This is a genomic window from Streptomyces sp. NPDC107765, assembly GCF_055657085.1.
This window is the reverse complement of the sequence record NZ_JBVKBL010000026.1, coordinates 69797-84573: the sequence shown is the minus strand read 5'-3', so window position 1 is coordinate 84573 and position 14777 is coordinate 69797. Positions and strand designations below refer to the sequence as shown.

11 protein-coding genes are annotated in these 14777 nt (G+C 71.9%); 2 read left to right on the top strand and 9 right to left on the bottom strand.

Annotation, left to right across the window (positions count from 1 at the left end; genetic code table 11):
- Positions 1 to 489 precede the first annotated feature (489 nt).
- A complete protein-coding gene (locus tag ACZ7MX_RS38310; RefSeq protein WP_472139142.1) occupies positions 490 to 1497 on the bottom strand; it encodes a stage II sporulation protein M in 1008 nt (335 codons plus the stop codon).
- A gap of 115 nt (positions 1498 to 1612) precedes the next feature.
- Here ACZ7MX_RS38310 and ACZ7MX_RS38305 point away from each other — a divergent pair, with 115 nt between their 5' ends.
- On the top strand, positions 1613 to 2719 hold the full coding sequence (locus ACZ7MX_RS38305) for an RDD family protein (RefSeq protein WP_472139140.1): 1107 nt from the start codon (positions 1613 to 1615) through the stop codon (positions 2717 to 2719).
- A 21-nt stretch (positions 2720 to 2740) separates the two neighbouring features.
- Here the strand turns inward: ACZ7MX_RS38305 and ACZ7MX_RS38300 are convergent, their stop codons facing one another.
- Entirely contained in the window at positions 2741 to 3355 is a 615-nt protein-coding gene (locus ACZ7MX_RS38300; protein ID WP_472139138.1) for a hypothetical protein, read from the bottom strand.
- A 134-nt stretch (positions 3356 to 3489) separates the two neighbouring features.
- Complete coding sequence (ahcY, locus tag ACZ7MX_RS38295; protein ID WP_030816232.1) at positions 3490 to 4947, bottom strand: adenosylhomocysteinase; 1458 nt, start codon at positions 4945 to 4947, stop codon at positions 3490 to 3492.
- Between the two features lie 692 nt (positions 4948 to 5639).
- On the opposite strand from ahcY, the gene ACZ7MX_RS38290 reads away from it, so the two are divergent.
- Entirely contained in the window at positions 5640 to 7754 is a 2115-nt protein-coding gene (locus tag ACZ7MX_RS38290; protein WP_472139152.1) for a fructose-specific PTS transporter subunit EIIC, read from the top strand.
- 538 nt (positions 7755 to 8292) lie between these two features.
- Here ACZ7MX_RS38290 and ACZ7MX_RS38285 read toward each other — a convergent pair.
- The 6 genes from ACZ7MX_RS38285 to ACZ7MX_RS38260 all read right to left on the bottom strand — a co-directional run bounded on the left by ACZ7MX_RS38285 (position 8293) and on the right by ACZ7MX_RS38260 (position 14715).
- Entirely contained in the window at positions 8293 to 9252 is a 960-nt protein-coding gene (locus ACZ7MX_RS38285; RefSeq protein ID WP_472139136.1) for a cation diffusion facilitator family transporter, read from the bottom strand.
- A gap of 283 nt (positions 9253 to 9535) precedes the next feature.
- Positions 9536 to 10765 carry a mannose-6-phosphate isomerase, class I gene (gene manA, locus ACZ7MX_RS38280; protein WP_472139135.1) on the bottom strand — a complete coding sequence of 410 codons (1230 nt, stop codon included), beginning with the start codon at positions 10763 to 10765 and terminating at the stop codon, positions 9536 to 9538.
- Positions 10766 to 10874: 109 nt separating this feature from the next.
- Complete coding sequence (locus tag ACZ7MX_RS38275) at positions 10875 to 12017, bottom strand: SIS domain-containing protein (protein WP_472139134.1); 1143 nt, start codon at positions 12015 to 12017, stop codon at positions 10875 to 10877.
- A gap of 78 nt (positions 12018 to 12095) precedes the next feature.
- The gene (locus tag ACZ7MX_RS38270; protein ID WP_472139132.1) at positions 12096 to 12278 is read right to left on the bottom strand and encodes a Trm112 family protein; all 183 of its coding nucleotides are present in this window, start codon (positions 12276 to 12278) and stop codon (positions 12096 to 12098) included.
- 120 nt (positions 12279 to 12398) lie between these two features.
- Positions 12399 to 13757 (bottom strand): phosphomannomutase/phosphoglucomutase, encoded by a 1359-nt coding sequence (locus ACZ7MX_RS38265; protein ID WP_472139130.1) that lies wholly within the window; start codon positions 13755 to 13757, stop codon positions 12399 to 12401.
- A gap of 517 nt (positions 13758 to 14274) precedes the next feature.
- Positions 14275 to 14715 (bottom strand): DUF3499 domain-containing protein, encoded by a 441-nt coding sequence (locus ACZ7MX_RS38260; protein WP_472139128.1) that lies wholly within the window; start codon positions 14713 to 14715, stop codon positions 14275 to 14277.
- Between the last annotated feature and the right edge of the window lie 62 nt (positions 14716 to 14777).

Here is a 14777-nt window from a genome sequence, read left to right as displayed (position 1 = left end):
CGCTTCCCTTCGGTCTTGCGTTTCCGACTCTATCAGATCCTTGCGGCTCCGATTTTCGCCGGTGCGTTTCGGCCTTTCGGCTTCTTCGCGGTTCCAACCTTACCAGATCCGTTTCCGTCTCCGGCGCCCTGTTGGAGCGGGCTCGGCCGTTCGGCTTTCGCTTTTCGGCCTTTCCGACTCTATCAGATCTTGTTCGTTCCGTTTACCGGTCCGAATTCGTTTCCGATTCCCCGTCGGAGGGGGCGCCTTTTGGCTTTTCCGACTTTATCAGAAGCGTTTCGGGCGAAATGAATCGGCCGGGGCTTCCGGTAAGTGGTCGGTTGCGCTTCGTCGAATTCAGGATTCTGGGCGAAGCGGAGAAGAGACTAACCGTCGCTGATGAACTTGTCCAGTTCGTTGCAACCGTTCGAATCTACCTCCCCCGACTGCTCGTGTCAACGGTCGCCGGGGCGAAGAGGAGATTAGCAGGTCAGCGGGGCTGCGCGCACATCAGGCGGCGGTGGGGAGCGTGGCGTCGCGGTCGGCGGGGTCGATGTCCCCGGTGGCGCCGGCGCGTACCGCGCGGCCGCCCAGCACCTGCACGTAGAGCAGGAACGCCAGCTCCGTGGCGGTACCGATGCCGATGCGTGCCCAAGTGGGCAGGCCGGAGGGAGTGACGAAGGCTTCGAGTGCGCCGGAGACGAAGAGAACAGCGGCGAGTCCTATGGCCACGCCGAGGGCCGAGCGGCCTTCCTCGGCGAGCGCCGTGCGGCGGGTGCGGGGGCCCGGGTCGATAAGGGTCCAGCCGAGGCGGAGGCCGATGCCGGCGGCGATGAAGACGGCGGTCAGCTCCAGGAGGCCGTGCGGAAGGATCAGGCCCAGGAAGGTGTCGAGGCGGCCCGCCGAGGACATCAGGCCGATGCCGACACCGAGGTTGAGCATGTTCTGGAAGAGGATCCAGAGGACCGGGAGGCCTAGAAAGGCACCGAGTACCAGGCACATGGCGACGGCCTGGGCGTTGTTCGTCCATACCTGTGCGGCGAAGGAGGCTGCGGGGTGGCTGGAGTAGTAGGTCTCGTACTCACCACCGGGGCGGGTCATGGCGCGGAGGTCGTCGGGGGCGCCGATGGCCGCCTGGACCTCGGGATGGGCGGCTATCCACCAGCCCAGGAGGGCGGCCACCACGGTGGAGAGGACCGCGGTGGGGATCCACCAGTGGCGCAGGCGGTAGACCGCGGCCGGAAAGGCGGTGGTGAAGAAGCGCGCGGTGTCCCGCCAGGAGGCTTTGCGGGCGCCGGTGACCGTACTGCGGGCGCGGGCCACCAAGGAGGTCAGGCGGGTGGTCAGCGCGGGATCGGGGGCGCTGGAGAGGAGGAGGGAGAGGTGGGTGGTGGTGCGCTGGTAGAGGGCGACCAGTTCGTCGGCCTCGGCACCGGTGAGGCGGCGCTTGCGGTGCAGGAGTGCGTCGAGGCGGTCCCATTCGGCGCGGTGTGCCGCGACGAAGACATCGAGGTCCATACGGGGTCGCTCCTCGTAGCGCCGTGGTGGGTGAGTGCGGAGTCAGCTTGGCAGACTGGCCGGGCCCGGCGCGGTGCGGGCGGGGTTTCGGGGAGCGAGAGGGAGTGGGCGCGGCGTGAGTGAACTCGTCACGGGTGAAGCGGTGGTGCTGGGGCTGCGGCCGGCAAGGTTGCCGACCCGGGGGCTGGCGATCGCGGTCGATGTGGCCGTCGCCTGGAGTGTCTACATCGCGGTGACGATGCTGCTGGTCAGCGCGACGTCGTCGATGGACAGTGCGGCGGTGGCTGCCGTGTCGGTGGCGACGTTCCTGTTGGTGCAGGTCGGGATTCCGATCGTGATCGAGACGCTGAGCCACGGGCGGTCGCTGGGCAAGGTGATCTGCGGGCTGCGGGTCGTACGGGAGGACGGCGGGCCGATCCGGTTCCGGCATGCGCTGGTGCGGGGTGCCATGGGGGCCATCGAGATCGTGCTGACCATGGGGGTGGTGGCGGCGATCGCCTCCCTGGTGTCCGCGCGGGGGCGCCGGGTGGGGGACGTGTTCGCCGGGACGCTGGTCATACGGGAGCGGATGCCGGCGGCCGAGGTGGGGACGGCGCTGCTACCGCCTCCTGCGTGGCTGGTGGCGGAGCTCGGGGCCCTGGATCTGTCGCGGGTGCCGAACGCGTGGTGGCTGACCGTCCGGCAGTACCTGGCGCGGATGGGGCAGCTGGACGCGCAGGTCGGGGCGGCGATGGCGGGGCGGCTGGCGGAGGATCTCCGAGGGTTCACCGGGGTACCGGTGCCGGACGGGGCGCATCCGGCGGCGTACCTGGCGGCGGTGGTCGGGGAGCGGCAGGGGCGGGAGTCGCGGCGGGCGTTCGGAACGGCGGCAGCGAGTCATGGGCCGGTCGGTACGGCCGGTGAGGGCGCGGCGGCTTACGGGGCCGGGCCGGGGGCCTCGGTGTCGTATGCCTCGCCGTATGCCTCGGCCCAGGGGCCGTCGTACGCCTCGCCGTATGCGCCGTCGGGGGCTCCGGCTGGGGCTTCGCCGGGGGCTTCTTGGTCGTCGCCGTCCTCGCCCTCGTCTCCCGTTCCCCCTTCGGCTCCCTCGTCCCCTCCTTCCTCCCCTTCTTCCGCTCCTTCTTCGCCGGCGCCTTCCGGGTCGGCTCCTTCGGCGGCTGCGGGGCCGGCTTCCTCGGCGGAGTCACGGCCGCCGCGTAGGGGCTTCGCGCCGCCGATGTGAGGGGCGGGGGCGGCGGCCCGCTCAGGCGAAGGTGGACGGCGGGGAGTCGAGGGATTCGAGTTCGATGCCGGGGGCGGAGAGGACCACGTCGCCGGTGAGATGGACGGAGTGCTGTTCGCCGGTCTCCAGGTCGTTGACCTGGTACTCGTCCGCGATGAGGGGGGCGTTGTCAGTGGCGTGTGGTGTGCTGTTGAGCAGGGCCCAGGACTGATCGAGGGTGCGGGGGGCGAGGACGGGGGGTGTGAAGGCGACGAGGCGGGCGCGGACGGCGCCGGCGCCGAGGGCCGGGCGCAGCAGCCGGGCGGTCGCGACGAGGAAGGCGGGGGACGCGCCGGTGAAGGCGTGGGCGCGGACGTTGCCTTCGGTGGCGTGGGTGCCGGTCGGGTCGGTGCGTACCCAGGTGACGCCGTCCAGGGCGGCGCCGCGGACCTGCCAGGCGGAGGCGTGGAGTTCGAGTCGGATGGGGCGGCCGAGGTCGTCGAGGGTGAGGTCGACGGAGCCGATGTGGTCGCCGGAGGGGTTGGTGATCTGGGAGACGTAGCGCCAGCCGGAGGGGCCGGTGGCGCAGTGGAAGTGTTCTTCGCCGAGGGGGGTGTGATCGTGCGGGTCGTGGAGCGAGTAGTGGCCGCGGGGCATGAGGGGTGCAGTCCTTCGAGCGGCGACGGTTGGGTGCGTCGGGGGCGGTGCGGTAGGGGGCCGGTACGGGCCAGGCCCCCGCCGTGAGTGGCGAGGGCCTGGATCAACCGGCTGCTGGAGCGTGGTGCTCGGTATCAGTAGCGGTAGTGGTCGGACTTGTACGGGCCCTCGACGGGGACGCCGATGTAGGCGGCCTGCTCCGGACGGAGCTCGGTGAGCTTGACGCCCAGCGCGTCGAGGTGGAGACGGGCGACCTTCTCGTCCAGGTGCTTGGGGAGGACGTAGACGTCGGTCGGGTACTGCTCCGGCTTGGTGAACAGCTCGATCTGGGCCAGCGTCTGGTCCGCGAAGGAGTTGGACATCACGAAGGACGGGTGACCGGTGGCGTTGCCCAGGTTCAGCAGGCGGCCCTCGGACAGCACGATCAGGACCTTGCCGTCGGGGTGGGTCCAGGTGTGGACCTGCGGCTTGACCTCGTCCTTGACGATGCCGGGGAGCTCCGCCAGGCCGGCCATGTCGATCTCGTTGTCGAAGTGGCCGATGTTGCCGACGATCGCCTGGTGCTTCATCCGCGCCATGTCGGACGCCAGGATGATGTCCTTGTTGCCGGTCGTGGTGATGAAGATGTCGGCGGTCTCGACGACCTCGTCGAGGGTGGTGACCTGGTAGCCGTCCATGGCGGCCTGCAGGGCGCAGATCGGGTCGATCTCGGTGATGATGACGCGGGCGCCCTGGCCGCGCAGGGACTCGGCGCAGCCCTTGCCGACGTCGCCGTAGCCGCAGACGACGGCGGTCTTGCCGCCGATCAGGACGTCGGTGGCGCGGTTGATGCCGTCGATGAGGGAGTGCCGGCAGCCGTACTTGTTGTCGAACTTCGACTTGGTGACGGCGTCGTTCACGTTGATCGCGGGGAAGAGGAGCTCGCCGTCGCGCTGCATCTCGTAGAGACGGTGCACGCCGGTGGTGGTCTCCTCGGTGACACCGCGGATCTCCGAGGCCAGCTTGGTCCACTTCTGCGGGTTCTCGGCGAGGGTGCGGGTGAGCAGCTCCAGGATGGCGCGGTGCTCGTCGCTCTCGGCGGTCTCGACCGCGGGGACCTTCCCGGCCTTCTCGTACTCGACGCCCTTGTGGACGAGGAGGGTGGCGTCGCCGCCGTCGTCCAGGATCATGTTCGGACCGCCGGTGGGCGAGTTCGGCCAGGTCAGCGCCTGCTCCGTGCACCACCAGTACTCCTCGAGGGTCTCGCCCTTCCAGGCGAAGACCGGGACGCCCTGGGGGTTGTCCGGGGTGCCGTCCGGGCCGACCGCGATGGCGGCCGCGGCGTGGTCCTGGGTGGAGAAGATGTTGCAGGACGCCCAGCGGACCTCGGCGCCGAGGGCGACCAGGGTCTCGATCAGGACGGCGGTCTGCACGGTCATGTGCAGCGAGCCGGTGACACGGGCGCCGGCCAGCGGCTGCGCGGCGGCGTACTCCTTGCGGATCGCCATCAGACCGGGCATCTCGTGCTCGGCGAGGGTGATTTCCTTACGGCCGAAGGCGGCGAGGGACAGGTCGGCGACCTTGAAGTCCTGGCCGGTGGCTGCTGTCGTCATGCGGGCTGCTCCTAGAAGCGTCGCGTGGTTTCGGGCTGGGCAGTCTGCGGCGCGGGCTGGGGTTCGTCAGCCGTAGCTGACAGGCGGTAGCTGACAGAAGGAGCGTACGCAGAGGTCGAGTCGCCTCTCCGGACACACCTGTCCCCTGGCCGCAGCGCAGTCCGTCGGAGGCCCTCTCTCCCTCGGCCGGTCCGCGGGGCGGGCCGACCGACCGCCATCAGCAGCGACGTCTGGCACTGGTCACGAATCTACACCGATCGGCCCAGTGAACCCCAGCCCGGAGGGAGCCGGGAGGGCTGGTTCCGTGCGGTCCCGGCCAGGACGGGGGTGGGTGACTGGGGGGTGGTGCGCGTGGTGCGGGTGGGCGGCGGGGGCGGTAGCGGGGGACGCATGGTGGCGGGGCCGTGCGGGGTGGGCCGGTGGCGGTTTGGCGGGGCAGGGTCGGGTGCAGCAAGGCTCGTAGGGGTGTGGAACGGGGTGTGGAACGGGCTGCGGGAGGGGGCGTGAGGGGGGACGGAAGGTGGGGCCGGAGGGGTTTGCGGCGGCGGGGTCGTCATGCAGGATGCCTGGAGCGCGGGAACCAGAACGTCTGCACGACCGCGCATGTTCGTGAGGAGAACCACGTGACCACGAGTCCAGCTGATCCCCCCAAGGGTGCGGGGACGGACGGGCAGGGGCTGAAGCTGCTCGCAGTGACGGCCTGCCCGACCGGGATCGCCCACACGTATATGGCCGCCGAGAAACTGACCCAGGCGGCCCGGTCGCTCGGCCATCAGATCAAGGTGGAGACCCAAGGTTCCATCGGGGCTGAGAACGTACTGTCTGACAACGATGTCAGAGATGCGGACGGGATCATCATCGCGGCGGACAAGGACGTCGACCGCAGCCGGTTCGCCGGCAAGAGGGTGCTGGCGGTCGGGGTCGCCGAGGGGATCCATCACCCCGAGCGGCTGATCGAGCGGGTGCGGAGCGCGCCGGTGTACGGGGGCGGGGACGGCGATGCCGCCGGTGCCGGTGACCGTGCGGCGGCCGGTTCGGCGACGGCGTCCGGGAGCGGCGGCAAGGAGCGCAGCGTCGCGTACAAGGCGCTGATGAACGGGGTCAGCTACATGATCCCGTTCGTGGTGGTCGGCGGGTTGCTGATCGCGATATCGCTGGCGCTGGGCGGGCATCCGCAGGCGGACGGCGGTCTGGTGATTCCGGACGGCTCGTTCTGGAAGCACGTCAATGACGTCGGAGTCATCGGCTTCACGCTGATGGTGCCGATCCTGTCCGGCTACATCGCCTACGCGATCGGCGACCGGCCGGCGCTGGTGCCGGGCATGATCGGCGGCTGGATCGCCAATACGGGCGCGCTGTACGACTCCAAGGCGGGCGCGGGTTTCATCGGCGCGATCGTCACCGGTTTCCTGGCCGGCTATCTGGTGCAGTGGATCAAAAAGGTCAGGGTCCCGAGGTTCGTCCAGCCGATCATGCCGATCATCGTGATCCCGATCGTGGCAACCACGGCGCTCGGGCTGTTCTTCATCTACGTGATCGGCAAGCCGGTCGCCTGGGTGTTCACGCACCTCACGGGGTGGCTCGGCGGGATGACCGGGTCGAGCGCGATCCTGCTCGGCGCGATCCTCGGGCTGATGATCGCGTTCGACATGGGCGGTCCGGTCAACAAGACCGCGTTCCTGTTCGGCGCGGGACTGATCGCGTCCGGCAACCAGACGGTGATGGGCATGTGTGCCGCGGCGATTCCGGTCATGCCGTTGGGGCAGGGGCTGGCCACGCTGGTCCGCCGTCGGCTGTACTCCGAGCAGGAGCGTGAGACCGGCATGGCGGCGCTGTTCATGGGGCTCTTCGGGATCTCGGAGGGTGCGATTCCGTTCGCCGCGGCCCGGCCCGCCCAGGTCATTCCGGCGAACATGCTCGGTGGCGCGGTGGCCGGTGCGGTCGCGGGGATGACCGGGGTGACGGACGCGGTGCCGCACGGTGGGCCGATCGTGGCGGTGCTGGGGGCGGTCGGCGGGGTGCCGGCGTTCTTCCTCGCCGTGGTGATCGGGGCGGTGGTCACGGCTCTGACGACGGTGACGCTGGTCGATCTTTCGGAACGGCGGAAGGGCGGGGAGGCCGTCGCGGCGAGCCCCGCTTCAGCGGCTGGGGACGGGTCGGCCGGAGTGGACGAGTCGGGTGTGGTGGATGAGGTGGCTGTGGTGGGCGAGCTGGTCGCGACCGGCGGGGCCGGAGTGACTGGGGTGGCTGGGGTGGCTGGCGGGACCGGTGGCGCGTCTGCTGGAGCTGCTGTTGCGGGTGCCGTTGCAGGGTCGTCGGAGGCTGCGGGTCCGGAGGGTCCAGCGGGTCCGGAGGTGCTTTCGGGGTATCTCACCGAAGAGACCGTCAAGACGGAGCTCGCCGCCGACAGCAAGGAAGCGGCGATCCGCGAGATGGCGGAACTGGTGGCGGGCACCGGCCGAGTGACGGACGTGGCCGAGCTGGTGCGGGTGGCGCTGGCCCGGGAGGCGCAGGGCACCACCGGGCTCGGTGAGGAGATCGCCATTCCGCACGCCAAGACGGACGCGGTGAGTGCGCCGGTCGTCGGATTCGCGCGCTCCGCGGAGGGGATCGACTGGGGTTCGCTGGACGGCACGCCGGCCCGGCTGGTTTTCCTGATCGCGGTACCGGAGGCGGCGGCCGGGGACGAGCACCTGCGGATCCTGGCGCTGCTGGCGCGGAAGTTGATGGACGCGGACTTCCGGACGCGGCTGCAGGAGGCGGCGGACACGGAGGCGCTGCTGGGCGTTCTCGGGGAGATCCAGTAGGGGATTTGAGGGCGGAGGTCGGGGAGGTCCCGTAGGGCGGGGTCGAACAGATCCCGTAAGGGGTGCGCGGGCCCCCTCGGGGCCGCCAACGCGGCGGCGACGGGGCGGTATTCCCGGTGTCCGCTGGGGAGTTACCCCCGTCTCTGCCGGGAGGTCATTCCTGGTCTCCGCTGGGCAGTTGTTCCCGCCCCCGCCGGGGAGCTGTTCCCCTCCCCGCCGGGGAGCTGTTCCACCCGCCACGGAGCTGCTCCCGGTCTCCGAGTAAGCCGGCGTCGGGGTCTCGAGGGCAAGCCGGCGTCGGGACCCCGGTATGCGGGTCTCGTTCCCTGGAGTAAGCCGCCGTCGGGGACCCAGCAGGACGTGGGCGAACAGATCCCGTAGGGCGGGGTCGAACAGAACCCGTAAGGGGTGCGTGGGCCCCCTCGGGGCCGTCAACGCAGTGGGGGCGGGGCAGTATTCCCATGGGTGGGCCCCCGCGCTCCGGGCGAGTGGAGTGTGGGGGCCCGTTCGTTGTCACGTTGCAGGCAGCGCCTGGGGGTCAGTGGCCGCCCGGGGTCTTCGTCGGGTCGGGGCCCTTGGCGGCGGTGGCCTCGTGGTAGATGTCCGGTTCGAGGTAGATGACGCGGGCGATCGGGACGGCCTCGCGGATGCGGGCCTCGGCGGCGTTGATGGCGTCGGCGATCTGGACGGCGGTGTCGTCGTGCTGGACCGCGATCTTGGCGGCGACCAGCAGTTCCTCCGGGCCGAGGTGGAGCGTGCGCATGTGGATCACGCGGGTGACGACGTCACCGTCGACCACCGCGGCGCGGATCGCGGCGACCTGCTCGGGACCGGCCGCCTCGCCGAGCAGCAGCGACTTGGTCTCGGCGGCCAGGACGAGCGCGATCAGCACCAGCAGCGTGCCGATGCACATGGTGCCGATGCCGTCCCAGATGCCGTTGCCGGTGAGGAGGGTGAGGCCGACGCCGCCCAGGGCGAGGACCAGGCCGACCAGGGCGCCGAAGTCCTCCAGCAGCACGACGGGCAGCTCGGGGGCCTTGGCGCGACGTACGAACTGGGGCCAGGTCTGCTTGCCGCGCAGCTCGTTGGACTCCTTTATGGCCGTGCGGAAGGAGAAGCCCTCGGCGACCACGGCGAAGACCAGGACGCCGATCGGCCAGTACCAGGCCTCCAGCGGGTGCGGGTCGTGGATCTTCTCGTAGCCCTCGTAGAGGGCGAAGACGCCGCCGATGGTGAACAGGACGATGGAGACCAGGAAGCCGTAGATGTAGCGCTCCCGGCCGTAGCCGAAGGGGTGTTCCTCGGTGGCCGCGCGCTTCGCCTTCTTGCCGCCGAGCAGCAGCAGGCCCTGGTTGCCGGAGTCCGCGATGGAGTGCACGCCTTCGGCCAGCATCGAGGACGAGCCGCTGAAGGCGAAGGCCACGAACTTCGCTGCGGCGATCGCCAGGTTGGCGCCCAGCGCCGCAACGATCGCCTTTGTCCCGCCTGATGCGCTCATAAGTGCCGCATGTCCCTTCCGTCGACGGGGCTCGCCGCTTTACCGCCCCTTTAATGCTGTGCGGCGGTCATTGTTGCAGCCCGGCGTCCGGCGGACGCGAGGAGGCCACCTGGCGGACGGACTCCGCGTGCGGTTCCGGACGGACTCCCATGTGGTTCCGGGAGGTAGTCCGTGCGACCCCCGGGCGAACTCACCGTACGGCCCCCGTCGCGCTGTGCCACCACGGGGTCCCGGGTCCACCAATCCCGCACCCCCTACGGGCGCGCGATCGGCCCCGCCCGCCCTATGCCACCACCGTCGCCCGGAAGAGCGTGCCCTCGCCGGTGAGGGTGAGGGGCTCGGCGGCCGGTACGAAGGCGGATTGGCCGGGGGCCAGGGTCAGTTCGGCCGGTGCGTCGGCCGGTCCGTCGGCCGGTTGTCCGGTCGGGTCGGTGCGGAGGTGGACGGTGCCCGCGGTGCACAGCAGGATCTGCGGGGTGGCGGAGGCGAGCGGGTGCGGGGCGGCGCCGGGGGCGAGGACGAAGCGGGAGAGCCGGAACTCGTCGACGGGGGTGTCGTAGACCTCTTCGCCGCCGATGTCCTCGGGGCGGAGGACGCCGGCGTCACCGGCTTCGAAGCGGACCACCCGCAGGAGTTCGGGGACGTCGACGTGCTTGGGGGTCAGCCCGCAGCGCAGCACGTTGTCGGAGTTGGCCATCAGCTCGACGCCGAGGCCGCTGATGTAGGCGTGCGGGATGCCGGCGCCGAGGAGGAGGGCCTCGCCGGGCTGGAGCCGGACGTGGTTGAGGAGCATGGCGGCGAGCACGCCGGGATCGCCGGGGTAGTGGTGGGCGAGGCCGGCGTAGGCGGCGTAGGCGTCGGCGTGTGGTCCGCCCTTGGCGGCGAGTTGGCCGGCGGCGACGGCGGTGCGTTCGACGGTGCCGGCGATGGCGTGGTGTTCGGCGCTCAGGACGGCGGTGAGGACCTCGCGCAGCGCGTCCGCCTCGGGGCTCGCGCGGAGGATGTCGACGTACGGCGTGAGGTCGTCGACGCCGAGGTCTTCGAGGAGGTCGGCGGTCTGTGCGGGGTGCCGGAAGCCGCACAGGCCCTCGAAGGGGGTGAGGGCGCAGATCAGCTCGGGCTTGTGGTTGGCGTCCTTGTAGTTGCGGTGGGGGGCGTCGATCGGTACGCCGCGCCGTTCCTCTTCGGCGAAGCCCTCGCGGGCCTGGGTCAGGTCGGGGTGGACCTGGAGGGAGAGCGGTGAGCCGGCGGCGAGCAGCTTGAGCAGGAAGGGCAGCCGGGGGCCGAAGGCGCGGACGGCGGCGGGGCCGAGTTCGGCCTCGGGGTCGGCCTCGATGATCTCGGCGAGGGAGCGGGGGCCGGTGCCGCGGTCGAGGCGGGAGGGGGCGCCGGGGTGGGCGCCCATCCACATCTCGGCCTGGGGTTCGCCGGTGGGTGCGGTGCCGAGGAGCTCCGGGATGGCGGTGGTGGAGCCCCAGGCGTAGGGGCGCACGGTATTGGCGAGGCGGTCCATGGGGTGCTTCCTGAGGTCGTCCGGGGCGGCGGGCGGGCTCGCGGGGTGCGGCGCGCGGGCCCGCGGGTGCGGGCCAGCCGGTCCGTGTGGGCGGACCGGCCGTCAATGATCACTCGGTGCCGGCGAGCGCCAGGTAAACGGCGCCGAAATCTGCGATGGCGAGTAGTTCCGCGGCCACCTCCAGGTCGCTGCCGGGCCCGGGCTGGAGTTCGGTGAGGGCGATGTCGCGTTCCTCGGCGAGGGTCTGGGCGGCGCGGGTGGCGGACAGCGTGCCGGGTTCCTGGTCCCGCAGCAGCACGACGCGGGCGTGCAGGGTGGTCGCCGTGGGCTGTTCGACGCGATCGCGGAAGAAGTCGTCCGGGTCGGTGCCGGGGGCGAGGGCGCCGGCGAGCAGGGTGCGGTGGGTGGTGAGCGCCTCGGGGAGTTCGGCGGCGAGGGCGGGGCGGCCGGCGAGGCCGGCGAGTTCGGTGGCGAAGTGCCGGCCGACGGCGTGCGCGAGGGTGCCCTCGGTCCAGATGAGCGGGAGCGCGTCGGCGAGGTGGGCGGCGAGGGCCTTGCCGGGGTTGGAGTAGGTGGGGATGGCCGGGCCGCAGCGTTCGGCGAGGTGGTCGAGGCGGTCGGCGAGTTTGCCGAGGGCGTCCTGCGGGGCGCTGATCAGGCCGGTCCGGTCGGCGAGCGAGAGCAGCGGGATGAGGACGGACCAGAGGGTGCCGGGGGCGGCCGGCGGGGCGCCCTCGACGTCGAACTCGGCGTCGTAGGAGGTGGTGGCGAGCGGTACGGCGAGGCCGCGGGCCTGGATGACGGCGTCGGCGAGCGGGCCGCCGGCGGGGGTGACGGCGACGACGGCGCAGCCGCGGCGGTAGGCCTGTTCGACGAGTTCGGCGAGGCCGGGGTCGGCGGCGTCCGGGCCGGCGAGGAGCAGCAGGTCGAGCGGGCTGGCCCAGCCGGGCAGTGTCCAGCGCAGCGCTCCGGGCAGCGGGGCGACGCCGGTGGGCTGGATGAGGCTGACCGGGCAGCTGCCGCCGCTGAGGGCGCGCAGCAGGTCGGCGACGCCGGCCGCGGCGGGGCCGGGGCCGGCGACGAGGACGGCGCGCGGCCGGCCGTCGGGGGTCAGTTCGGGGATGCCGGATTCGGCGGCGCTGCGGGCTGCGGTGCGGGCCCGGGCGCCGGCTTCGGCGACGCCGCGCAGCAGGCCGAAGCGGTCGGCCCCGGCCAGCGCGTCAGGGGTGTCGAGGAGGGACTCGTCGAGCATGGTGGGCGCGGCCTCCGATCGCCGGTGCGGGCGGGTTGTGCCGGGCGGTGCCGGGCCCGCGGACCCGGCGGGCCCGGGTCAGGCGGGGCGGCGTGCTTCGTCGACGAGGAGTACGGGGATGCCGTCCCGGACGGGGTACGCGAGGCCGCAGTCGCCGGAGGTGCAGATCAGCTCGGCCGGGTCGGTGGCCGTGCGGTCCTCCAGGGGGGCGTGGCACGCCGGGCAGGCGAGGATCTGGATCAAGCTGGCGTCGACCGGCATGGGCGCTGCTCCTTCGGGTGGTTGCGGCGTGGCCAGCGTACCGCCGGTGGGGCGGCGGCGGCCTGCTCGGCGGGGTGTGGCGGCCACGGGCGGGGTGGGTGCCCCGCCCGTGGGAGGGCGTCAGCCGCGGATGATCGCCAGGGCCTCGTCGCGGACCCGGGCGACGGTGTCGGCGTCGCGGGCCTCGGCGTTCAGGCGCAGCAGCGGCTCGGTGTTGGAGGGCCGGACGTTGAACCACCAGTCGTCGGCGGTGACGGTCAGGCCGTCCAGTTCGTCGAGGGTGATGCCCTCGCGGCCCTCGTAGGCGGCCTTGATCGCGGCGAGCCGGCCGGCCTGGTCGTCGACGGTGCTGTTGATCTCGCCGGAGGCGGCGTAGCGGTCGTACTCGGCGACCAGCTGCGACAGCGGGCGGTCCTGGCCGCCGAGGGCGGCGAGGACGTGCAGGGCGGCGAGCATGCCGGTGTCGGCGTTCCAGAAGTCGCGGAAGTAGTAGTGCGCGGAGTGCTCACCGCCGAAGACGGCGCCGGTCTTGGCCATCTCCTCCTTGATGAACGAGTGCCCGACGCGGGTGCGTACCGGGGCGCCGCCGTTCTCCCTGACGACCTCGGGGACGGACCAGGAGGTGATGCAGTTGTGGATGACGGTGGAGCCGGGGTGCTTGGCCAGCTCGCGGGCGGCGACCAGGGCGGTGATCGCGGACGGGGAGACCGGGTCGCCGTTCTCGTCGACGACGAAGCAGCGGTCGGCGTCGCCGTCGAAGGCGATGCCGAGGTCGGCGCCGGTCTCGCGGACCCGGGCCTGGAGGTCGACGATGTTCTTCGGGTCGAGCGGGTTGGCCTCGTGGTTGGGGAAGGAGCCGTCCAACTCGAAGTACAGGGCGTCGAGTTCGAGCGGCAGGCCGGCGAAGACGGTGGGGACGGTGTGGCCGCCCATGCCGTTGCCGGCGTCCACGACGACCTTCAGGGGGCGGATCGCGGTGAGGTCGACCAGGCTGCGCAGGTGGGTTCCGTAGTCGGCGAGCACGTCGCGTTCGCCGATGGTGCCGGGGGTGGCGGCCGGCTCGGGGGCGCCCTCGTCGGACCAGCGCTCGACCAGGGCGCGGATGTCGGCGAGGCCGGTGTCCTGGCCGACGGGGGCGGCGCCGGCCCGGCACATCTTGATGCCGTTGTACTGGGCCGGGTTGTGCGAGGCGGTGAACATGGCGCCGGGCAGGCCGAGGGAGCCGCTGGCGAAGTACAGCTCGTCGGTGGAGCACAGGCCGATCAGGGTGACGTCCGCGCCGCGGGCCGCGGCCCCGCGCGCGAAGGCCCCGGCCAGGCCCGGCGAGGAGGGCCGCATGTCGTGTCCGATCACGATCGCGTCCGCGCCGGTGACCTCGACGAAGGCCGCGCCGAACAGCTCGGAGAGCGGTTCGTCCCACTGGGTGGGAACGACACCGCGTACGTCGTATGCCTTGACGATGTGCGACAGGTCGGTCACGAGTGGTCCTCCTGGGGTGTTCGGGGCACCCCAACCTACCGGGGGCCGCTGTGCGGCGCCTCCGCACGTACCCGTCTCTCCCGCCGTCGGGGTTTCTCGCCGTTGCGCTTTGCGGCGCCCCGTACGTGGCTGTCTGCGGCGCCGCGGGTCGTCTCGCCGTTGCGCCTGCGGCGGGCGGGGTTGTTGTCGGGTGCGGTGACGGGCCTCCGGGGCCGGTTGTGTGGACTGCTGACGCTTTACGTCCACACAACCGGCCCCTCCGGCCCGTCCCCTCCCGTTGGGGAGGAAGTTGAGGCCGGTGGGGATGCAGGTGATGCCTACGCGCGTGCAGACAACGGATCAGGCGCGCCCCCAACCAGCCAACTCCCCCACTCACGGGAGGGGCTGGACCGGAGGACGAAGTCTGGAGGGCCGGCACCGCACCCGAAAACACCACGCCCGCCGCCAGGCGCTACGGCGAGCAACAACCGCGGCGGGACAGACGGGTACGTGGGAGGAAAGCCAAGCGCAGCGGAATTCAGGAGTCCGGGGACCGGAGCACGCGGAGGTGGCCGCGGCGGGCCACTTCCATGGGGGCGCGGTTGCCCGCAGGAGCGTCCGCGCCCGCGGCGCGTTCGCGTTCCTGGGGGCGGGCGGCCTCGCGGACCGCGTTCGCCAGGGCTTCGAGGTCGTCGCCGCTGGGGCGGGCCGGGCCGGAGTCGATGGCGAGGCGGACGACCTCCCAGCCGCGGGGGGCGGTCAGGCGCTCGGAGTGCTCGGCGCACAGGTCGTAGCAGTGCGGTTCGGCGTAGGTGGCGAGCGGTCCGAGCACGGCGGTCGAGTCCGCATAGACGTACGTCAGCGTTGCGACGGCGGGGCGGCCGCACGCAGTGCGCGAACAGCGACGTACAGGGCTCACGACGTTGGACGGTACCGCACTCTTGAGCGGGCCGCGACGACTCTCCCCCGGCTCACCCAACCGTGTCGTCCCGCTTCGTCCGATGCGTCTGACCTGCACCCGCTCGGCCCGTCCTGGGGCGG